We start from the raw sequence: 19681 nt of genomic DNA on the forward strand, positions 1-19681 counted from the left end.
GTGCACGGCTCGCGGATCCGCTCAGACCTCGCCCGCTGCAGCGCTGCCCTCTTCGATCTGGACGGGGTGCTCACCCCGACAGTGGATCTGCACCGTCGCGCCTGGGCCGAGACGTTCGACCGGTTCTTCGCGCTGCGCGGTGAGGAGCCGTATGCCGAGTCGGAGTATTTCGCGTCGCTCGACGGGCGGCCCCGGTTCGACGGCGTCGCAACACTGCTGGCGGCGCGGGGGATCGAGCTGCCCTGGGGCGATCCCGACGACGGCGCCGGGGACGACGAAGGCGCGGATGCGCAGGCCGCGGCCACGGTGACGGAGCTCGGCAACCGCAAGAATCGCATGTTCGCGGAGATCCTCCGGCGCGACGGCATCCGGCCCTATGGGGGCTCCCTCCGGCTGCTCGACGCGCTGGCCGCGACGCCGGGCCCGGACGGTTCGCCGATTCCGCTGGGCGTGGTCTCCAGTTCGCGCAACGCGGCGGAGGTGCTGCGCGCGGCCGGGATCGCCGATCGCTTCCGGGTGGTGGTGGACGGCACGGTGGCGGCACGGGACGGCCTGCCCGGGAAGCCGGATCCGGCCACGTTCCTCGCTGCGTCCGAGGTGCTCGGCATCGGACCGGGGGAGACCGCCGTGTTCGAGGACGCCGAGTCCGGCGTCGCGGCCGCCGCGGCCGGGGAGTTCGGACTCGTCGTGGGCGTGGACCGAGGTGCCGGCGCTGACGCGCTGCGCGCTTCGGGTGCCGAAGTCGTGATTGCCGACCTGGAGGAGCTGCTCTCATGATCCCGTTCGCATCCGGTGCTCCGTTCGCTGATCGTGCGGATCCTCCGTTCGAGAATCCCGTCGAGGGCTTGCATCGCGATTTCGGCGACGATCCGTGGCGTCTCACGATCCCGGGGCTCGACCCCGAGACGGCCGCGATCGACGAGACCCTCTTCGCGCTCGGCAACGGCTACCTCGGCATGCGCGGCAACCACGAGGAAGGGCTGCCGCTCGGGAGTCACGGCACTTTCGTGAACGGCGTGCACGAGACCTGGCAGATCCAGCACGCCGAGTCGGCCTACGGCTTCGCGGAGCAGGGGCAGACCATCGTGAACGTGCCCGATGCGAAGACGATCCGCATCTACGTCGACGATGAGCGTCTGAACCTCGAGACGTCCGAGATCCTCGAGGTGCGCCGTACCCTCGATCTGCGTGCCGGCACCCTCTCGCGGACCCTGCTCTGGCTGACGCCCACGGGCAAGCGCGTGCGGGTGGAGTCCCGCCGGATGGTGTCGTTCGCATCCCGCCACCTCGCCACCCTCGAGATGCGTGTGACGGTGCTCGACGCGGACGCCGACCTCACCATTTCGAGCCTCCTCATCAACCGCCAGGACCTCGGCCGCGTGCGCAGCGAGCAGCCGGGGGCGTCGAAGGGTGCCGGACGACCCGGAGATCCTGCCCGAGCGGTGGACGAGCCCGTCGATCCGAGGCAGGCCGAGGTGTTCGAGGAACGCGTGCTCGATCGCGGTCCGGTGCTCGCCGACCCCGAGCGGCCCGATCGGAGCGTGCTGAGCTTCCGGGTCCACCACTCGGGCATGGCCGTCGCGGTGGGCGCGGATCACGACTTCGACTCCGGTGCCCGGGTCGGCGAGGACGGCGCGGACGACGACTGGAGCTGCCGGGTGGAGGTGGCACCGGACCGCATCCGGCACATCTTCCAGGGCACCGCCCAGGCCGGGCGCCCGGTGCGCCTCACCAAGACGGCGGTCTACCACTCCTCACGCACGGCGACCTGCGACGAGCTGATCGACCGCTGCGTGCAGTCGCTCCACCGCGCCGCGGTCGATCCTCTCGAGCAGCGCTGGATCGAGCAGCGCGACTTCCTGGACGCGTTCTGGGAGCGCAGCGACGTGCGGGTGGACGCCGAGCCGGGCGTGCAGCAGGCGATCCGATGGAACCTGTTCCAGCTCGCGCAGGCGGCCGCTCGTGCCGACGGGCGAGGGATCGCGGCCAAGGGGCTCACCGGCTCCGGCTACAGCGGGCACTCCTTCTGGGACAGTGAGATCTACGCGCTCCCGTTCCTGACCTACACGTCGCCGCTCTGGGCCCGCAATGCGCTGCGCTTCCGCTTGCGGATGCTTCCGCACGCCCGTTCCCGGGCCGCGCAGCTGAACGAGGACGGGGCGCTCTTCCCCTGGCGCACCATCAACGGGGAGGAAGCGAGCGCCTACTACGCCGCGGGCACCGCGCAGTACCACATCGACGCCGACATCACCTATGCGCTCGCGCGCTACGTGGCGGCGAGCGGCGACCTCGAGTTCATGGTCTCCGGCGCCAGCGAGATCCCGATCGAGACGGCGCGCATGTGGCGCAGTCTGGGGTTCTGGCGCAGCGACCCCGACGGCTCGCGCCGCTTCCACATCCACGGTGTGACCGGCCCCGACGAGTACACGACGGTGGTCAACGACAACCTGTTCACCAACGTCATGGCGCGCTTCAACCTCCGCTACGGGGCCGAGGTCGCGAGGCGCCTCGCGGGTGAGGCCCCGGCCGAGTACCGGGCCCTCGCCGAGCGGCTCGGGCTGCGGGCCGAGGAGATCGAAGCGTGGGAGGCCGCCGCCGATGGCATGGCGGTGCCGTTCTCCACCGAGTTCGGTGTGCATCCCCAGGACGCGCACTTCTTGGAACGCGAGGTGTGGGATCTGGCGGCCACGCCGCCCGAACAGAAGCCGCTGCTGCTGCACTTCCACCCGCTCGTGATCTACCGCTTCCAGGTGCTCAAGCAGGCCGACGTGGTGCTCGCGATGCTGCTCGCCAGCGGCGACTTCAGCGCTGCCGAGAAGCGCGCCAACTTCGAGTACTACGACGCGCTCACCACCGGGGACTCCACCCTCTCGGCCGTGGTGCAATCGGTGATCGCCGCCGAGGTCGGCTACCGCGAGCTCGCGTACCGCTACTTCGACCACGCGCTGCGCGTCGATCTCGACGACTTGCATCGCAACGCCGAGGACGGGGTCCACGTCGCCTCCGCGGGCGGTGTCTGGCTCGCGCTGGTGCAGGGCTTCGCCGGGATGCGCGACGCCGGTCGGGAGCTGTCCTTCGATCCGAGGCTGCCCGATCACTGGGGCGGTATGGAGTTCGTGCTCGCGTGGCGCGGAAGCTCGCTCGCCGTGCGGCTCGATGTCGACGCGATCCGATTCGAGATCCTGCGCGGCACCCGTCCGGTGCCGCTGCGGGTCCGCGGTGCGGAGATGCTCATCGAGCCGGGTGCGGGGGAGACGCGCGTCCCGCTCGACGGGCAGGGACCCGACCTCGGCGCGTTCCGCGGCCTCTCCGCCGGGATCCTTCCGCGCGAGGGCGAGAGCGGCGTGATCCCGACGCTGACGACCGAGATCCCGGTGATCGGCACCGACATCCCGACGCGCGGTTCGCGCGACGAACATCAATAGTGGTCCCGGGCGGAGGAGACGCCTCCGGAGGAGCCGCGAGCTGGTTCTGAACATGAGGGAAATCGTGTCCGCCAGTGGGTCTGCCGAGCGCGGTTTCCACAGGGGCGCGAGCGCGAATGGCAGAGTCCTCGCTTCGAAGCTCGATGTGGGCGGTGACGCGGTGAAGTTCATCGCGATCGAGTGAACGCTCGTACATCGAAAGCGCGCTCGTTTCCTGTACGCGCGTTCACTCGACGGTGCCGGACGGCGCGACGGCAGGACGGCCGGACGGCGCGACGGCAGGACGGCGCGACGGCCGGCCGGCGCGACGGCCGGACGGCCGGACGGCAGGCCAGCACAGGACGGCGCACCGGTCCGCCGGGTACGCCGGAGCGAGCCCGGCACCGCGCCGAGAGCCCGCGGCGCGCATCCGGCACCCGCCGCTCGGGCATAGGATGGAGGGCATCGGAACGGTCGAGGAAAGGCGGACGTCGTGACGTATGTGATCGCGCTCCCGTGCGTGGATGTGAAGGATCGCGCGTGCGTGGACGAATGCCCCGTCGACTGCATCTACGAGGGCGAGCGTTCGCTCTACATCCACCCCGACGAGTGCGTCGACTGCGGCGCCTGCGAGCCCGTCTGCCCCGTCGAGGCGATCTACTACGAGGATGACCTGCCCGAGGTTTGGGCCGACTATTACAAGGCCAACGTCGAGTTCTTCGACGAGATCGGCTCGCCCGGCGGTGCGGCCAAGGTCGGGGCCTACGACTTCGATCACCCCATCATCGCGGCGCTGCCGGCGCAGGGATCCTGACGCGATGCGCGGCCCGCTTCCCGATTACCCCTGGGACGCGATGGCGCCCTACGCCGAGCGCGCGGCAGCGCATCCCGGCGGCGCCCTCGACCTCTCGGTCGGATCGCCCGTCGATCCGACGCCCGCCGCGGTGCGCGACGCGCTCGCCGCGGCGACCGACGCTCATGCGTACCCCGCGACCGCGGGCAGCCCGAAACTGCGGGAGGCGATCGCCGACTGGTTCGCGCGGCGCCGCGGCGTGACCGTCGCCCCGTCCGCCGTGCTGCCGACCGTCGGGTCCAAGGAACTGGTGGCACTGCTGCCCTTCCTGCTCGGCATCGGTGCGGGGGAGGCCGTCGTGTTCCCGCGCATCGCCTACCCGAGCTACGCCATGGGCGCCGCGCTCGTCGGCGCCGACGCGATCGCCGCCGACGATCCCGCGGACTGGCCCGAGCACGCCCGTCTTGTCTGGGTGAACTCGCCCGGCAACCCCGACGGAGCGGTGCAGGACGTCGACCGGCTGCGCGCCGCGGTCGAGCGGGCGCGCGAGCTGGGCGCGGTGATCGCCGGAGACGAGTGCTACGCCGAGTTCGGCTGGGACGCTCCGTGGGATACCGAGCGCATCCCCTCGATCCTCGACCCGCGGGTCGTGGGCGACGATCATCGCGACGTGCTGAGCGTCTACTCGCTCAGCAAGCAGTCGAACCTTGCCGGGTACCGCGCGGCGTTCCTCGCGGGCGATCCCGAGCTCGTGCAGCGCCTCCTGACCGTGCGCAAGCACGCGGGCCTGATGCTGCCGGCCCCCGTGCAGGCGGCCATGGTCGCGGCGCTCGGCGACGAGGCGCACGTGATCGAGCAGCGGGAGCGCTACATCGCGCGCCGCGCCGTGCTGCGCCCCGCCATCGAGGCGGCCGGGTTCCGGATCGAGCGCAGCGAGGCCGGACTCTACCTCTGGGCGACGCGCGACGAGGACGCCTGGGACTCGGTCGCGGCGCTCGCCGAGCTGGGGCTCATCGTCGGGCCGGGGCACTTCTACGGCGCCCACTCCCCGCAGCACGTCCGCTTCGCGCTCACCGCGAGCGATGCGGCGATCGCCGAGGCCGCGAAGCGGCTCTCGGGCGCTGCGCACGACGCCCGAGCGGTCTGACCGCCGGCGAGCGAGCCGAATCGACATTTCGCTCGACGTCAAGATACTCTGCTGGGAGGGCACCTCGGGTCCGCGCTCCCACCGAACCGGATAGGGTGGAGGGGAACGCACTGCACCCAGCCCGTTCCGCTTCACTGACGACCTCACAAGGAGACGACGTGACCGATACGAACTCCGGCTCGAACGCTGCCGCGACCGCGAAGCTCACGCTGCCCTCGGGAGGAACGGCGGAACTGCCGCTCGTCCCCGCGGTCGACGGGCATCCGGCCATCGACGTGAGCACGCTCACGCGCCAGACCGGTCACACCGCGCTCGACTACGGGTTCGTCAACACGGCGTCCACCAAGTCCGAGATCACCTACATCGACGGCGACCAGGGGATCCTGCGCTACCGCGGCTACCCGATCGAGGAGCTCGCGCAGAAGTCGAGCTTCCTCGAGGTCGCCTACCTGCTGATCTACGGCGAGCTCCCCACCGAGACCGAGCTCGAGGCCTTCACCGACAACATCCGTCGGCACACCCTCCTGCACGAGGACATGCGCTACTACTTCGAGGCGGTGCCGCACACCGCGCACCCCATGGCGGTGCTCTCGGGCGGCCTGCAGACCATGTCCACCTATTACGAGAGCTCGCTCGACACCACGGTGCCCGAGTTCGTCGAGGTGAACACCATCCGTCTGCTCGCGAAGCTCCCCGTGCTCGCGGCCTACGCGCACAAGAAGACCATCGGCCAGGCGTTCCTGTACCCGAAGAACGAGCTCGGCTTCGTCGAGAACTTCCTGCGGCTGAACTTCGGCAACAAGGCCGAGCCGTACATCATGAACCCGGTTCTCGTCGACGCGCTCGACAAGCTCCTCATCCTGCACGCGGATCACGAGCAGAACGCCTCGACCTCGACCGTGCGCCTCGTCGGCTCCACCGGCGCCAACATGTTCTCCTCGGTCTCGGCCGGCATCAACGCGCTCTCGGGCCCGCTCCACGGCGGCGCGAACGAGGCCGTGCTCGACATGCTCGCCCAGATCCGCGACTCCGGCCAGAGCGTGCAGACCTTCGTCGAGAAGGTCAAGCGCAAGGAGGACGGCGTGAAGCTCATGGGCTTCGGACACCGCGTCTACAAGAACTACGACCCCCGTGCCCGCATCGTGAAGGAGAGCGCGGGTCGCGTGCTCGAAGAGCTCGGGGTCAAGGATCCGCTGCTCGGCCTCGCGCAGGAGCTCGAGCAGATCGCGCTCGAGGACGACTATTTCAAGGAGCGCAAGCTCTACCCGAACGTCGACTTCTACACCGGTGTGATCTACAAGGCCATGGGCTTCCCGACGCGCATGTTCACCGTGCTGTTCGCGATCGGCCGCCTGCCCGGCTGGATCGCGCAGTGGCGCGAGGCGCGACTCGATCCGCAGACCAAGATCGGTCGCCCGCAGCAGCTGTACACGGGGTCGCCCGAGCGTCACCTCGACCGCTAGCCGGTGCCGGGCGTGCGCATCGTCGTCTCGGGGACGCACGCGAGCGGCAAGAGCACGCTGATCTCGGACTTCGCGAGCGCGCATCCCGAGTACGCGATACTCGGCGACCCGTTCGACGGGCTGCTCGACGAGTTCGAGGACGCGGGGCCGGCGAGCTTCGCGGCTCAGCTCCGGGTCTCCGCGTCGCGTCTGCGGCACGCGTCGGAGGCGAGGCTCATCGCGGAGCGCGGACCCCCTCGACTTCGTTGCCTACCTGCTGGCTTGGAGCGAGCTCGGTCGCGGCGGCATCGGATCCGAGGCCGTCGCCTCGGCCGCGCGGATCGCCGCCGACGCGATGGAGACGGTCGATCTGCTGATCCTGCTGCCGGCCGCGGGCATCCGCGTGCCCGAGGACGAGGATCCCGAGCTGCGCGCGGCGATGCAGGATCAGCTCTTCGAGCTCTGCGACGACTCCGAGCTGGTCGGCGCGGCGCGGGTCGTGGAGCTCGCCGGCGACCCGGTGACTCGGCTCAAGCGGCTCGAGGAGCTCGTCGCGGGGTGAGCCCTATTCGGTTCAGAAGGAGATCCGGCCTGGTAAGGACGGGATCGCGAGGATCCTCCTTCTGAGACCGAATCTCCTTCTGAAGTCGAATGATCGCGGGCGCGTAGAACGTCGCGTGGGAACGAACCCCTACGCGTGCAGCGCCGCGTTCAGCTCGATGCCGGTGCCCTCGCGCGGCAGCGCCTCGACGGCGCCCGTGCGGGAGTTGCGGCGGAACAGGAGCTTCGCGACGCCGGAGAGCTCGACGGCCTTGACCTCGACCGGCTCGCCCTGGGAATCGACGGTGCCCTTGGGGAGCACGACCTTGGTGCCCGCGGTCACGTAGAGGCCGGCCTCGACGACGCTGTCGTCGCCGATGGAGATGCCGATGCCGGAGTTCGCGCCGAGCAGTGCGCGCTCACCGATGCTGATGCGCTCGGTGCCGCCGCCCGAGAGGGTGCCCATGATGGATGCGCCGCCGCCGATGTCGGATCCTTCGCCCACGACGACGCCCTGCGAGATGCGCCCCTCGACCATCGAGGTGCCGAGCGTGCCGGCGTTGAAGTTGACGAAGCCCTCGTGCATGACGGTGGTGCCCGGCGCGAGGTGGGCGCCGAGGCGCACGCGCGACGTGTCGGCGATGCGCACGCCCGCGGGCACGACGTAGTCGGTGAGGCGGGGGAACTTGTCGATGCCGACGGCGCTGAGGCCGGCTCGGCGGAGGGCGGGCAGCTTGGCCGCGTAGCGCTCGGGCTGCATGGGCCCTGCGGGGGTCCAGGCGTTGTTCGGGAGCGCGCCGAAGATTCCGTCGAGCGAGATCGTGTTGGGCTGCACGAGGCAGTGGGAGAGGAGGTGCAGGCGCAGGTAGGCGTCCTCGGTGGAGGACGGCGCGGCGTCGAGATCGATCTCGAGCTGCACGATGCGCAGCTCCACCTCGCGGAGCTCGTCGCGTCCCTCGAGCGCCTCGAGCTCGGCCGGTGCGATCCAGGGGTCGCGGGATTCGGGACGGGCGCCGAGCTGCGGCGCGGGGAACCAGGCGTCGAGTACGGTGCCGTCGAACGCGACGGTGGCGAGGCCCACGGCCCAGGCTGCACGGGAAGTCGTCATGTGACCAGGGTAGCGAAGCCGGAGGGCCGGCACGGCGTAGGCTGGATCGGGTGAGTGATATCGCCCTCGATCCCAGCCTCGGTTCCGTCGATCTGACCCGTCAGCTCTGCAACATCTTCTCCGTGTCGGGGGAGGAGCGCGCGATCGCGGACGCGGTCGAGGCCGTGCTCGCCGAACGCGCGCCGCACCTGACGGTGACGCGCGACGGCGACACCGTCATCGCGCGCACCGAGCTCGGCCGGGAGCGTCGCGTGGCGATCGCCGGGCACCTGGACACGGTGCCGGTGAACGGGAACCTGCCGGTGCGCGACGAGCGCGACCCCGAGACCGGCGAGGCGGTGATCTGGGGGCGCGGAACGGTCGACATGAAGGCCGGCGTCGCCGTGCAGCTCGTGCTCGCGGTCGAGCTGGACGATCCCGCGGTCGACCTGACCTGGATCTGGTACGACCACGAGGAGGTCTCGTCGGATCTGAACGGCCTGGGGCGCGCGCTGCGCAACCGCCCGGAGCTGTTCGCCGCGGACTTCGCGATCCTGGGCGAGCCCTCGAACGGCACGATCGAGGGCGGCTGCAACGGCACCATGCGGGCCCTCGTGACGTACGTGGGCAAGCGCGCGCACTCCGCGCGCAGCTGGATGGGCGTGAATGCGATCCACCGCGCCGGCGCGGCGCTGGAGCGTCTGGGCGCGTTCGAGGCCGAGCGCGTGCTCGTCGACGGTCTCGAGTACCGCGAGGGGCTCAACGCGGTGCGGATCTCGGGCGGGGTCGCGGGCAACGTGATCCCGGATCGCTGCGAGATCGAGGTCAACTACCGGTTCGCGCCGAGCAAGGATCTCGCTGAAGCCGAGGGCGTGATCCGCGAGTTCTTCGCCGATGCGGACACGGTGGAGATCGTGGATCGGGCGCCCGGCGCTCGTCCGGGGCTGGATGCGCCGCTCGCGCAGCAGTTCGTCGAGGCGGTCGGGGCGCCGCCCGTCGCGAAGCTCGGGTGGACCGACGTCTCCCGTTTCTCGGGGCTCGGAATCCCCGCGGTGAATTTCGGCCCGGGGAATCCGCTGCTGGCACACGCGGACGATGAGCGGGTCCCGATCGCGCAGATCGAGGCGACGGAGCGGGCGCTGCGCAATTGGTTGAATCGTTGAGTATGACAATCCGATTTCCTTTTGGCATCGGTGCTCCGCGATAATAGAAGCGTAGGGGGAAATCCCTTTTCCACTCACTCGCAGAGGAGGCGTCATGGCGGCAATGAAACCGAGGACCGGAGACGGGCCGATGGAAGCGGTGCGCGAGAGCCGCGTCATCGTGGTCCGTGTCCCGCTCGAAGGCGGTGGCCGCCTGGTGGTCTCGGTCAACGACACCGAGGCCGCAGAGCTGCGCGACGTGCTCAGCTCCGTGCTCGACGGCTGAGCGCCCCACGGACACCGGAACGGCCCCGGCGAATCATCTGATTCGCCGGGGCCGTTCTTCGTTCGCGGGATCGCTCAGCCGTCGAGGCGGGTGAGCGTCAGCAGGCCGTCGCCCGAGGGGGTGAGGACCGGTACGATCGCCGCCGATTCTGCGACGGTCGCGAGCAGGTCGCGCAGCACGTGCGTGGCCTCGTCCCGCGCCGCGGGATCGGTGACCCGGCCGCGCGAGAACGCGCCGGGGATCACGACCGTGCCGCCGGCGCGCACGATGGTCAGGGCGTGCTCCAGATACTCGAGCAGGCGCTCGGGCTCCGCGTCGATGAGCACGAGGTCGTAGGCGCCCAGGTTGAGGCGGGGCAGCACCTGGGCGGCATCGCCCTCGATGAGGCGCAGCCGGGCCGCGGCGATGCCGGCGCCGGCGAACGCGGCTCGGGCCTGGCGCAGGTGCTCGGACTCGATCTCGATCGAGGTGAGGGTCGCCTCGGGGACGTGGCGCAGCAGCGCGAGGCCGCTGACTCCGACGCCGGTGCCGATCTCGCAGATCGCGCGGGCGCCGCTCATGACCGCGAGGCCCGAGAGCTGCGCCGCGACGGCGCGGCTGACCGGCTCGATGCCGAGCTCGAGCGACAGGCGGCGTGCCCGGACCTGCGCATCGGTCTCGGTCGGGTACTGCTCCGCATACTGCCAATTGCGTTCGAGACGGCTCACCATTCCTCCAGCTTCGTTCGGGCTCGGGGCCCTGCTGTCAAGAGTAGGGCCGCGAGGCCCGAGAACTGCGCGAACACGCGGCTGAGCACAGTACGATGGGTGGTTATGGGCCTGACGATCGAAAAGATCCTGGTGATTCTCGTGATCGCCATGTTCGTGCTCGGTCCCGAGCGCCTGCCCGGCTACGCGAAGAAGCTCGGCGAGCTCACCCGCGGGGTCAAGCGCATGGCCGACGGTGCGAAGGATCGGCTGCGCGAGGAGATGGGTCCGGAGTACGACGACGTCGACTGGAAGCAGCTCGATCCGCGTCAGTACGACCCCCGTCGCATCATCCGCGATGCCCTGCTGGAGGACGAGCGCGAAGCGCGCGCCGAGATCCGTCGCTCGCAGACCGAGGCCGCGCGCACGCCGCGCGTCGGTGAACTGCATCCCGACGGAACGGCGGTCGGCTTCCACTTCGACGACGAAGCCACCTAGGCCGTCGCCGCCGGGTCATCCGGTGGGCGAGATGCCGAGCGAGCGCCCGGCCAGGCTCTGCGGGCGGACCGAGAGCACCGATGCGATGCGCAGCACCTCGCGCGCGGCGGGATCCTCGGGCAGCGCGATGACCGCCGGCGAGCCCGCGTCGCCGCTCGCCCGGAACTCGGGACTGAGCGGCACGCTGCCGAGCAGCGGGACCGTGCCGTGCTCGTCGTCGCTCAGGCGCGAGGCGACGAGCATGCCGCCGCCCGACCCGAAGAGGTCGAGCACCGAGCCGTCGGGCTGGGCGAGCCCGGCCATGTTCTCGACGACGCCGATGACGCGCTGACCGGTCTGACGGGCGACGAGCGCGCTGCGCACGGCGACGTCGGCCGCGGCCTCCTGCGGGGTCGTCACGACGAGCACCTCGGCGTGGGGGAGCAGCTGGCCGAGGCTGATGGCGATGTCGCCCGTCCCCGGAGGCAGATCGAGCAGGAGCACGTCGAGGTCGCCGAACCAGACATCGCGCAGGAACTGCTCCATGGTGCGGTGCAGCATCGGACCGCGCCACGAGACGGCGGTGGATCGGGGATCCTGATCGCCCAGGAACATGCCGATCGAGATGACCTTCACGCCGTGGGCCACCGGGGGCAGGATCAGGTCGTCCACGCGGGTGGGCGACTCGACGCGGCCGTCGCGGCTGAGCCCCAGGATACCGGGGATCGAGAATCCGAACACGTCGGCGTCGATGAGGCCGACGCGCAGTCCCTGCGCCGCGAGCGCGACGGCGAGGCCCGCCGTGAGGGACGACTTGCCGACGCCGCCCTTGCCGCTCGTCACCGCGATCACGCGGGTCAGCGAATCGGGGCCGAACTGCTGGGGCCGCTTGGCACGGTCGCCCCGCACCCGCTCGGTGAACGCGCGGCGCTCCTCGGGCGACATGACGCGCACCGAGACGTCCGCGGAAGCGATCCCCGCAGTGGTGCCGGCGGCCTCGTGCACCTCCGACTCGATGCGCCGGGCCGCGGGGCAGCCCGCGATCGTCAGGGCGATGCCGACGTGCGCCGCGCCGTCGGGGGAGACGCGCACGGAGTCGACCATGCCGAGCTCCGTCACGGGGCGGAGGATCTCGGGGTCCTTGACGCGGTCGAGCGCGGCCCAGACGGCGGCCTCCGCGGGAGAGGCGTCGGCTCGCGCGCCGGGCTCCCGATCCCGGGGATCCTCGGCGGTCATCGCGCGTCGGCCCGTCCGGCGTCCCCCGTCGCGTCGGCGTCGCGGTCTTCGGCGTCGTCCTCCGCGGCGAGCTCGGCGAGCAGCGCGCGCAGCTCGGCGCGGACGAAGTCCCGGTCGGGCAGATCCTTGATCGCGAGCCGCAGCGCGACGACCTCGCGCGCGAGGAACTCGGTGTCGGCCAGGTTGCGCTCCGCGCGCTGCCGATCCTGCTCGATCTGCACGCGGTCGCGGTCGTCCTGGCGGTTCTGCGCGAGCAGGATCATCGGCGCCGCGTAGGAGGCCTGCAGCGAGAGGATGAGCGTGAGGGCGGTGAACCCGAGCGCGGCGGAGTCGAAGCGCCACCCGTCGGGTGCGACGGTGTTCCAGATGAGCCAGGCGAGGCAGAACACGCTGAGCAGCAGCAGGAACCACGGCGTGCCCATGCCGCGGGCGATGCCCTCGGTCCAGCGGCCGAACACCTCGTTGTTCGAGACGTCGCGGTCCCGCGCGACGCGGCCGCCGGCCGCCCGCGGGGCGTCGAGTCCCGCGGTGTCCTTCTTGCGGAACCAGATCATCGAGCGGCTCCGTTCCTCGGGTGCGGCGCTTCGTCGTCGGCGTGGCGCCAGTCGTCGGGCAGCAGGTGGTCGAGCACGTCGTCGATCGTGACCACGCCGACGAGGTGGTCCTGCTCGTCGACCACGGGCAGCGCGACGAGGTCGTAGCTGGCGAGGCGCCGGGCCACCTCGGCGGCGCTCGCGCGCACCGGGATCGCCTCGATCTCGGTGTCGAGCAACGCCGAGAGCCGCTCGTGCGGCGGGAACCGGAGCATGCGCTGGAAGTGCGCCATGCCGAGGTACTCGCCGGTCGGGGTCTCGTAGGGCGGGTGGGTGACGTAGACCGCCGAGGCCATCGCGGGCGGGATCTCGGCGCGACGGATCATCGCGAGACCCTCGGCGACGCTCGCCTCGGCCGAGAGCACGATGGGGGCCGGGCTCATGAGGCCGCCGGCCGTGTCCGCGTCGTACTCGAGCAGCCGGCGGACGTCCTCCGCCTCCTCGGGCTCCATCAGGTCGAGCAGTTCCTCGCCCTCCGCCGCGGGCAGCGCCGAGATGAGGTCGGCCGCGTCGTCGGGCTCCATGCGATCGAGCACGTCGGCCGTGCGCGCCGGGGGCAGCAGTTCGAGCAGCGCCAGCTGGTCGGCCTCGACCATCTCCTCCAGCGCGTCGGCGACGAGTTCGTCGGGCAGCTCCTCGACCACCGAGAGCATGCGGGGCTGCGGCAGCTCGAGCAGCGCCTCCGCGAGATCGGCGGGCTTGAGATCGACGAGGGTCTGGATCAGGAGCTCGGCCGACTGCGCGGCCGAGGGATCGGTCGGGAGGCGCACATCGGCCCACTTCACGATGCGGGCCTCGCCGCGCGAGAAGGTGGAGGCCGGCTTGGAGGTGCGGACGAAGAGCTCCGAGACGATCCACTCGCCCGAGCGGGTCCGGTCGATGGCCGCGTCCTCGATCACCGCGTCGCGGCCGCCCTCGACGAGCTTGACCTCGCGCCCGATCATCTCGGCGATCATGCGCGTCTCGCCGCCGCGCTGCTCGAAGCGGCGCACGTTGATGAGCCCGGTCGCGATGATCTGGCCGGCGCCGATCGAGGTGATGCGCCCGATGGGCACGAACACGCGGCGTCTGCCGGGGATCTCGACGATCAGGCCGACCACGCGCGGTGCGCTCGCCGCACGGTAGACCACCAGTACGTCGCGCACCTTGCCGATCCGGTCGCCGACGGGATCGAACACCCCGCGTCCGGCGAGGCGGCCTACGAAGATCCTCGAACTGCTCACCCCTCTACGGTAGTGGGCCGGGCTCCGGTTCGGGGCACCCGGAGCCGAACGCTCAGGACCAATCGATCGGTTGAGGCGGACGGGGCCTCGGCATCCGAGGATGGGAGCATGCACGGATCGACGGAACGGATCTCCCGGAGGGGCCTGCTCGCGGCTTCGGCGCTTGCGGTGCTGCCGCTGCTCGGCTGCGCGCCCGAGAGCGGGACGCCGCGTTCCGGGTCCGCGACGGCGTCACCCCGGCCGACGCCGGATCGCAGCGCGACGGAACTCCCGGCGCCCGCGCGACGGGCCCTGCTGCTGGCCTCGCTCGCGCACGAGGACGCCGTCGCGGTGATCGATCCGGCGGTCGAGGGCGAGGCCGGGATCACCCGCATCCGGGTGGGCGCGGCGCCCTGGGGCGTGGGCGTCTCGCCGGACGGCGGGACCGGGTACGCGGCCACCGCCGAGGGGCTCGCGGTGATCGACCTGCGCACCGCGAAGCGCTCGGCGCTCGTGCCGTACCAGCACCCCGCGCCGCGGATCGGCTCGGGGGAGTACCGCCCGGGCGGTCTCGGCCTCGCCGTGTCGCCCGACGGCACCCGCGTCTTCGTCGCGGTCGGCACGGACGAGCCGCGGGCCCACCTGGAGGTCTTCGACACGGCGAGCGGCCGGTTCGCCGGCTCCGCGCGGGTCGGCGGGCGTCCGTTCGACGTGCTGGTCGCCCCGGACGGATCCTGGGCCGCGACCGTCGACCACGACACCTTCTCGGTGACGGTCGTCGACGTGCGGACCCTGGCGGCGCAGGAGCACCGGATCGCGCCGTTCGGAACCGAGGGCGGCCTCGCCTCCTGGGAGAAGCCGCACTACGGCGCGGTGGACGCGGACGGGACGATCCTGCTCCCGGTGCAGGGGAAGACCGTGGTGCGGCTCGATCCGCGCAGCGGACGGACCGGGAACGCGCTGCGGAGCCGTGCGAACTCGCACGCGCACGGCACGGTCCGCGACGGCCGCCTGCTGGTGACCGTCGGCACGGGCGCCTTCGGCAACGCGACCGGGGAACCCAACCTGTCGGTGCTCGATCTCGACAGCGGTGCGGAACGAGTCGCGCCGCTTCCGGTGCCGCACGAGACGGTCACGGTCTGGCGCGACGCGGAGGACGAGGCCTGGGCAGCCGTGGCCGGCGGTAACACGCGGGAGGCCGGCTGGGACGGGAACACGCACGTGCGGCTGCGGGACCTCCGGCAGCGGCGGCAGCCGGTCCCGGGATATCCGCAGGCGGTGGTCGCGTTCGCCGCCCGCTGAATCGGTTCGGCGGGGGATTCCGCAACCTCAGAGGCGGGAATGGGAGAATGCACTCATGAGCAGTCCCAATCCGAGCGCCGCGCGCCGAGCCCTTCTCATGCCGGAACTGCCGACCGGCGAGGTGGTTTCGACCTATGAGCACTACGCCGATGCGAAGCACGCGGTGGACCTGCTCGCGCGCGCCCGTTTTCCCGTCGCCGAGGTATCGATCGTCGGAAACGGCCTGCGCAGCGTCGAGCGCGTGACCGGTCGGCTCACTTACGGTCGCGTCGCGATGGTGGGTGCTTCGTCGGGAGCATATCTCGGCGTATTCCTGTCGATCCTGCTCTTCATCTTCCAGCCCGAGAACGCGTCGATCTTCGGCGTGTTCATCGCTGCGATCGTGATCGGCGCCGGCTTCGGAATGCTCTTCGGCGTGCTCTCCTACGCGATGAATCGAAATCGCCGCGACTTCTCCTCGGTGTCGCAGATGGTCGCGACGCGGTACGACCTGATCACTTCGGCGGAGCTGGTCGGGGATGCCCGGCGCGTGCTGACCTCCCCCGAGAACGCGGAACGGGGATAGCGGATCCCGCTATCCCCGTTCTCGCTGCGCTGCTGCGCTGAGGCGATTCAGCCCTGGGCGGCCTCGTAGATCGCGAGGAGCTTGCCCGGGATGCGTCCGCGGTCCGGCACCTCGTGGCCCTGCTCGCGCAGCCACTCGCGGACGGCGCTCGCGTTCGAGGAGCCGCGCGAGGAGCGCTGCGCGGTGCGGCCGCGAGCTGCCGAGGAGGCCTTGCGGGCCACCTTGACGAACGGTGCGAACGCCTCGCGGAGCTCGGTCGCGTGGGCCTCCGAGAGATCGATCTCGTACGCGGTGCCGTCGAGCGAGAAGCGCACCGTCTCTCCTGCGCCGTCCGTCAGTTCGGTGCCGTCGAGGTCATCGACGAGGATCTCGGTGATCCGCTTTGCCATTGCTGTCTCCTTCGCGAATGAAATCCGGTCTTCTCCGGATCCCTCGCGGCAAATATAGCCGAGATCCCTGAATATTGCGCATTACTTGAAATGTAATCTAGATCCCTGACGGACGTTAGGAATTTCGCGCCCCACGAACCCAGCTTTCGACCTCGTCCGCGGTGCGCGGGATTTCGGAGGAAAGGTTTGCGCATCCGTTTTCGGTGACGACGATATCGTCTTCGATTCGTATTCCGATACCGCGGAATTCCTCCGGCACGGTGAGATCATCGGGCTGGAAATACAGGCCGGGTTCGATGGTGAACACCATTCCCGGTTCGAGTACGCCCTCGTAATAGTGATCGCGTCGCGCGGCCGCGCAATCGTGCACGTCGAGGCCCAGGTGGTGGCTCGTGCCGTGCACCATATAGCGGCGGTGATATGCGGGGGCATCGTCGCCGGAATCCTCGGGCAGGAATCCCCATTCGCGGGTGCGTCGCTCGATCACGGCCATCGCGGCGTCGTGCACCTCGCTGAACCGGATCCCGGGCCGGACGATCGCGCGCGCGGCGTCGGCGGCCTCGAGCACGGTCTCGTAGACCTTCCGCTGCACGGGCGAGAACGTTCCCGAGATCGGAATGGTCCGAGTGATGTCGGCGGTGTAGAGCGAGTCCACCTCGACGCCCGCATCGAGCAGCAGCAGGTCGCCGTCGCGGACGACGCCGTCGTTGCGCATCCAGTGCAGAGTGCAGGCGTGCGCGCCGGAGGCGGCGATGGTCTCGTAGCCGACGGCGTTGCCGTCGAGCCGAGCGCGCAGGTTGAAGGTCCCCTCGACGACGCGCTCGCCCCGGGTCTCGGTGACGGCGCGATCGAGGCCCGCGAGCACGTCGTCGAAGCCGCGAGCCGTCGCGTCGACCGCGAGCTGCATCTCGCGCAGCTCGTACGCGTCCTTCACGAGTCGCAGCTCGGAGGTCGCGCGGTCGAGCTCGGGATCCTCGAGGGTCCGGTCGCCGTCCGCGGCCGCGAACTCGGCCAGGTGGGCGGTGCGCAGACCGAGATCGGTCGAGACCTGGGCGAGCGACGGACGCGCGCCGATCCAGAACTCGCCGATCTCGGGATTGGCGAAGAACTCCTCGGAGTCGCGACCGGCGCGCTCGTTGAAGTAGAGCGTCGCCTCGTGACCGTCGGCTGCGGGATCGAGCACGAGGATCGCGCCCGGCTCGCTGTCCGTGCCCCAGCCCGTCAGGTGCGCGAAGGCGCTGTGCGGGCGGTACGGGTAGAAGGTGTCGTTGGATCGCTGCTTCGCGGCACCCGCTGCAATCACGAGACGCTGCCCGGGGAACTGCGCGGACAGGCGGGCACGGCGGTCGCGGGCGAACGCTGCGGACTCGCGCGATTCGGGCTGCTCGTCGGCGCGCTCGGCCCAGCCCGACATGATGTAGTCGAGGAACGCTTCGGACTTCGGCGTCGTGCTGCGGTTGCTGTTGTCGATCTCCACCTCGTGGGTGGTCTGCTCGGAAGAGGTCATTCTGCAATCCTCCCACTTCGCGCCCTCGCGCGGGCACCCCCGAATATCAGCTCGCGAGCGTAGCGTGAGCCGTATCGGGCCCGCCCGGACCCGATGGAGCGAAGGGAAGATCATGGCCACCTACGATGTTGCGGATCGATCGGCGATCGTCACGGGAGCGGGTTCGGGGATCGGCCGCGCGGTCGCGCTGCTGCTCGCGGAGAACGGTGCGAAGGTGGTGGTGCAGGACCTGAGCGCGGAGGCCGCGGACGCCGTTGTCGCCGAGATCGTCGGTGCGGGAGGCACCGCGGTGGCCGTCGTCGGCGACGCCTCGGCCACGGGGATCGTGGACGAGACCGTGCTCGCCGCGGAATCCCTCGCACCGCTGCGGATCGGCGTGAACAACGCTGGCATCGGCGGCGCCATCGCACCCACCGGTGCGTACACCGACGCCGACTGGGAGAAGGTCGTCGCGGTCAACCTCAACGCGGTGTTCCGCGGCACCCGCGCGCAGGTCGCCGCGATGTCGGCGAACGGCGGCGGTTCGGTGGTCAACCTCGCCTCGATCCTCGGCAGCGTGGGCGCCGCGTACTCGCCCGCCTACGTCGCCACCAAGCACGCGGTCGTCGGCCTCACGAAGACCGCTGCGCTCGAGTACGCGACCTCCGGGGTCCGGGTGAACTCGGTCGGACCGGGGTACATCGATACGCCGCTCCTCGCCGGTGCCGACGAGGCCGCGCGGGCGGCGCTCATCGCGAAGCACCCCATCGGCCGCCTCGGTCGCGCCGAGGAGGTCGCGCACCTGGTGGCGTTCCTCGCGAGCGACGCCGCTTCGTTCGTCACCGGCAGCTACCACCTGGTCGACGGGGGCTACACCGCCCAGTAGCGGCGGGCACTGCGTCGGGCGGAGCGGCCGCTCCGCCCGACGCCCGGCCACGGCCTACACTGGTGGGATGGCAGCACGGCGGGCGCGGGGCGGATTCGATCTGCACACCCACTCCACCATCTCCGACGGCACGACGCGGCCGTCCGCGATCGCGCAGGAGGCCGCCGGGATCGGGCTCGCGGGATTCGCCCTGACCGACCACGACACGATCGACGGCTGGGACGAGGCCCGGGACGCCGCTGCGGCCGCCGGCATCGACTTCCTCCCCGGCATCGAGATCACGAGCGAGCACGACGGGCGTTCGCGCCACCTGCTCGGCTACGGGATCGATCCGGGAGCACGCGCGGCCGAGCTGTTCGCGGCGCTCGACGAGGTGCGGCGCTCGCGCCTGCACCGCGCGCAGGAGATGGTGCGTCGGCTCGCGCGGGACTACGCGATCTCCTGGGCGGACGTGGTGGGCGACGGCGATGCGCGCACCGTCGGTCGCCCGCACATCGCGGACGCGCTCGTGACCGCCGGATACTTCGCGGATCGCAGCACCGTGTTCGAGCGCGTGCTGCACCCCGGCTCGCCCTACTACATCGGCACCTACGCCATCGCGACGCTGGACGCGATCCGCATGGTGCGCGAAGCCGGAGGCGCCACCGTGCTCGCGCATCCGGCCGCCACCCGCCAGCGGGGTCCGGTCACGGACGCGGAGCTGCGCCGGCTCGCCGGGGCCGGCCTCTGGGGCATCGAGCTGAGCCACCCCGAGAACCGGGAGAGCTGGCTGCCGCCGCTCGAACGGTCCGCCGAGGCCATCGGTCTCGAGGTCACCGGGGCGAGCGACTACCACGGCGCGGGCAAGGCGAACCGGCTGGGGGAGCGCACCACCGCCGAGGAGGCCGTGGCGCGCCTGCGTGAACGGCTCGCGACTCCGCGCTGAGTCACGGGGCCGCGCCGCGGTGCGGCGCTGAGTCGCACGAGAAACGGCGGTGAGCCGGACCCGAAGGCCCGGCTCACCGCCGTTTCTCGTGCG

Annotated in this window: 20 protein-coding genes; 13 read left to right on the top strand and 7 right to left on the bottom strand. The window is 71.0% G+C overall.

Going from position 1 to position 19681, the window contains the following annotated elements:
• From XM48_RS11220 to XM48_RS18535, 6 genes are all read left to right on the top strand, one after another.
• Positions 1–777, top strand: a complete 777-nt coding sequence (locus XM48_RS11220) for an HAD family phosphatase (RefSeq protein WP_231580872.1) — start codon at positions 1–3, stop codon at positions 775–777.
• Positions 774–3425, top strand: a complete 2652-nt coding sequence (locus tag XM48_RS11225) for a glycoside hydrolase family 65 protein (protein ID WP_084821138.1) — start codon at positions 774–776, stop codon at positions 3423–3425. Before XM48_RS11220 ends, XM48_RS11225 begins: the two co-directional genes overlap by 4 nt.
• Before the next feature lie 472 nt (positions 3426–3897).
• The gene (gene fdxA, locus XM48_RS11230) at positions 3898–4218 is read left to right on the top strand and encodes a ferredoxin (RefSeq protein ID WP_046455896.1); all 321 of its coding nucleotides are present in this window, start codon (positions 3898–3900) and stop codon (positions 4216–4218) included.
• A 4-nt stretch (positions 4219–4222) separates the two neighbouring features.
• Complete coding sequence (gene dapC / locus XM48_RS11235; protein WP_046455897.1) at positions 4223–5344, top strand: succinyldiaminopimelate transaminase; 1122 nt, start codon at positions 4223–4225, stop codon at positions 5342–5344.
• A 158-nt stretch (positions 5345–5502) separates the two neighbouring features.
• Complete coding sequence (locus XM48_RS11240; RefSeq protein WP_084821139.1) at positions 5503–6807, top strand: citrate synthase; 1305 nt, start codon at positions 5503–5505, stop codon at positions 6805–6807.
• Between the two features lie 334 nt (positions 6808–7141).
• Positions 7142–7348, top strand: a complete 207-nt coding sequence (locus XM48_RS18535) for a hypothetical protein (protein ID WP_046455898.1) — start codon at positions 7142–7144, stop codon at positions 7346–7348.
• A gap of 129 nt (positions 7349–7477) precedes the next feature.
• Here XM48_RS18535 and dapD read toward each other — a convergent pair whose 3' ends face one another.
• Positions 7478–8434: a 2,3,4,5-tetrahydropyridine-2,6-dicarboxylate N-succinyltransferase gene (gene dapD / locus XM48_RS11250; protein WP_046455899.1), complete on the bottom strand. Its 957-nt coding sequence runs from the start codon at positions 8432–8434 to the stop codon at positions 7478–7480.
• A gap of 59 nt (positions 8435–8493) precedes the next feature.
• On the opposite strand from dapD, the gene dapE reads away from it, so the two are divergent.
• Positions 8494–9576: a succinyl-diaminopimelate desuccinylase gene (gene dapE, locus XM48_RS11255; protein ID WP_046455934.1), complete on the top strand. Its 1083-nt coding sequence runs from the start codon at positions 8494–8496 to the stop codon at positions 9574–9576.
• Between the two features lie 94 nt (positions 9577–9670).
• A complete protein-coding gene (locus tag XM48_RS17570; protein ID WP_084821140.1) occupies positions 9671–9841 on the top strand; it encodes a DUF3117 domain-containing protein in 171 nt (56 codons plus the stop codon).
• 74 nt (positions 9842–9915) lie between these two features.
• Here the strand turns inward: XM48_RS17570 and XM48_RS11260 are convergent, their stop codons facing one another.
• Positions 9916–10548 (bottom strand): O-methyltransferase, encoded by a 633-nt coding sequence (locus XM48_RS11260; RefSeq protein ID WP_046455935.1) that lies wholly within the window; start codon positions 10546–10548, stop codon positions 9916–9918.
• Between the two features lie 105 nt (positions 10549–10653).
• On the opposite strand from XM48_RS11260, the gene XM48_RS11265 reads away from it, so the two are divergent.
• A complete protein-coding gene (locus tag XM48_RS11265; protein WP_046455900.1) occupies positions 10654–11025 on the top strand; it encodes a twin-arginine translocase TatA/TatE family subunit in 372 nt (123 codons plus the stop codon).
• A 15-nt stretch (positions 11026–11040) separates the two neighbouring features.
• Here XM48_RS11265 and XM48_RS11270 read toward each other — a convergent pair whose 3' ends face one another.
• Genes XM48_RS11270 through XM48_RS11280 form a run of 3 tightly spaced genes read right to left on the bottom strand, consistent with a single transcriptional unit; the run spans position 11041 to position 14056 of the window.
• On the bottom strand, positions 11041–12240 hold the full coding sequence (locus XM48_RS11270; RefSeq protein WP_046455901.1) for an Mrp/NBP35 family ATP-binding protein: 1200 nt from the start codon (positions 12238–12240) through the stop codon (positions 11041–11043).
• Positions 12237–12794: a DUF1003 domain-containing protein gene (locus XM48_RS11275; RefSeq protein ID WP_046455902.1), complete on the bottom strand. Its 558-nt coding sequence runs from the start codon at positions 12792–12794 to the stop codon at positions 12237–12239. The genes XM48_RS11270 and XM48_RS11275 overlap by 4 nt, the downstream gene beginning before the upstream one ends.
• Entirely contained in the window at positions 12791–14056 is a 1266-nt protein-coding gene (locus tag XM48_RS11280; protein ID WP_046455903.1) for a magnesium transporter MgtE N-terminal domain-containing protein, read from the bottom strand. The genes XM48_RS11275 and XM48_RS11280 overlap by 4 nt, the downstream gene beginning before the upstream one ends.
• Before the next feature lie 108 nt (positions 14057–14164).
• On the opposite strand from XM48_RS11280, the gene XM48_RS11285 reads away from it, so the two are divergent.
• Both XM48_RS11285 and XM48_RS11290 read left to right on the top strand, forming a co-directional pair.
• Positions 14165–15337 carry a hypothetical protein gene (locus XM48_RS11285; protein WP_046455904.1) on the top strand — a complete coding sequence of 391 codons (1173 nt, stop codon included), beginning with the start codon at positions 14165–14167 and terminating at the stop codon, positions 15335–15337.
• A gap of 55 nt (positions 15338–15392) precedes the next feature.
• Entirely contained in the window at positions 15393–15902 is a 510-nt protein-coding gene (locus XM48_RS11290) for a general stress protein (protein WP_046455905.1), read from the top strand.
• A 47-nt stretch (positions 15903–15949) separates the two neighbouring features.
• Here XM48_RS11290 and XM48_RS11295 read toward each other — a convergent pair whose 3' ends face one another.
• Positions 15950–16291, bottom strand: a complete 342-nt coding sequence (locus XM48_RS11295) for an Lsr2 family protein (RefSeq protein WP_046455906.1) — start codon at positions 16289–16291, stop codon at positions 15950–15952.
• Positions 16292–16406: 115 nt separating this feature from the next.
• A complete protein-coding gene (locus XM48_RS11300) occupies positions 16407–17798 on the bottom strand; it encodes an aminopeptidase P family protein (RefSeq protein ID WP_046455907.1) in 1392 nt (463 codons plus the stop codon).
• A 112-nt stretch (positions 17799–17910) separates the two neighbouring features.
• Between XM48_RS11300 and XM48_RS11305 the strand changes: the two genes are divergently transcribed.
• The gene (locus tag XM48_RS11305) at positions 17911–18663 is read left to right on the top strand and encodes an SDR family NAD(P)-dependent oxidoreductase (protein WP_046455908.1); all 753 of its coding nucleotides are present in this window, start codon (positions 17911–17913) and stop codon (positions 18661–18663) included.
• A gap of 67 nt (positions 18664–18730) precedes the next feature.
• A complete protein-coding gene (locus tag XM48_RS11310; protein WP_046455909.1) occupies positions 18731–19588 on the top strand; it encodes a PHP domain-containing protein in 858 nt (285 codons plus the stop codon).
• Positions 19589–19681 lie beyond the last annotated feature (93 nt).

The sequence above is a fragment of the Leucobacter sp. Ag1 genome (assembly GCF_000980875.1).
Taxonomy (GTDB): Bacteria; Actinomycetota; Actinomycetes; order Actinomycetales; family Microbacteriaceae; genus Leucobacter; species Leucobacter iarius.

Excerpts from the sequence above, each read along its gene's own strand:
- XM48_RS11305 (WP_046455908.1), top strand. The coding sequence starts at position 17,911 with ATGGCCACCTACGATGTTGCGGATCGATCGGCGATCGTCACGGGAGCG.
- XM48_RS11285 (WP_046455904.1), top strand. The coding sequence starts at position 14,165 with ATGCACGGATCGACGGAACGGATCTCCCGGAGGGGCCTGCTCGCGGCT.
- XM48_RS11295 (WP_046455906.1), bottom strand. The coding sequence starts at position 16,291 with ATGGCAAAGCGGATCACCGAGATCCTCGTCGATGACCTCGACGGCACC.
- XM48_RS17570 (WP_084821140.1), top strand. The coding sequence starts at position 9,671 with ATGGCGGCAATGAAACCGAGGACCGGAGACGGGCCGATGGAAGCGGTG.
- XM48_RS11310 (WP_046455909.1), top strand. The coding sequence starts at position 18,731 with ATGGCAGCACGGCGGGCGCGGGGCGGATTCGATCTGCACACCCACTCC.
- XM48_RS11275 (WP_046455902.1), bottom strand. The coding sequence starts at position 12,794 with ATGATCTGGTTCCGCAAGAAGGACACCGCGGGACTCGACGCCCCGCGG.
- XM48_RS11265 (WP_046455900.1), top strand. The coding sequence starts at position 10,654 with ATGGGCCTGACGATCGAAAAGATCCTGGTGATTCTCGTGATCGCCATG.
- XM48_RS11270 (WP_046455901.1), bottom strand. The coding sequence starts at position 12,240 with ATGACCGCCGAGGATCCCCGGGATCGGGAGCCCGGCGCGCGAGCCGAC.
- XM48_RS18535 (WP_046455898.1), top strand. The coding sequence starts at position 7,142 with ATGGAGACGGTCGATCTGCTGATCCTGCTGCCGGCCGCGGGCATCCGC.
- XM48_RS11300 (WP_046455907.1), bottom strand. The coding sequence starts at position 17,798 with ATGACCTCTTCCGAGCAGACCACCCACGAGGTGGAGATCGACAACAGC.
- dapC (WP_046455897.1), top strand. The coding sequence starts at position 4,223 with ATGCGCGGCCCGCTTCCCGATTACCCCTGGGACGCGATGGCGCCCTAC.
- XM48_RS11290 (WP_046455905.1), top strand. The coding sequence starts at position 15,393 with ATGAGCAGTCCCAATCCGAGCGCCGCGCGCCGAGCCCTTCTCATGCCG.
- dapD (WP_046455899.1), bottom strand. The coding sequence starts at position 8,434 with ATGACGACTTCCCGTGCAGCCTGGGCCGTGGGCCTCGCCACCGTCGCG.
- XM48_RS11225 (WP_084821138.1), top strand. The coding sequence starts at position 774 with ATGATCCCGTTCGCATCCGGTGCTCCGTTCGCTGATCGTGCGGATCCT.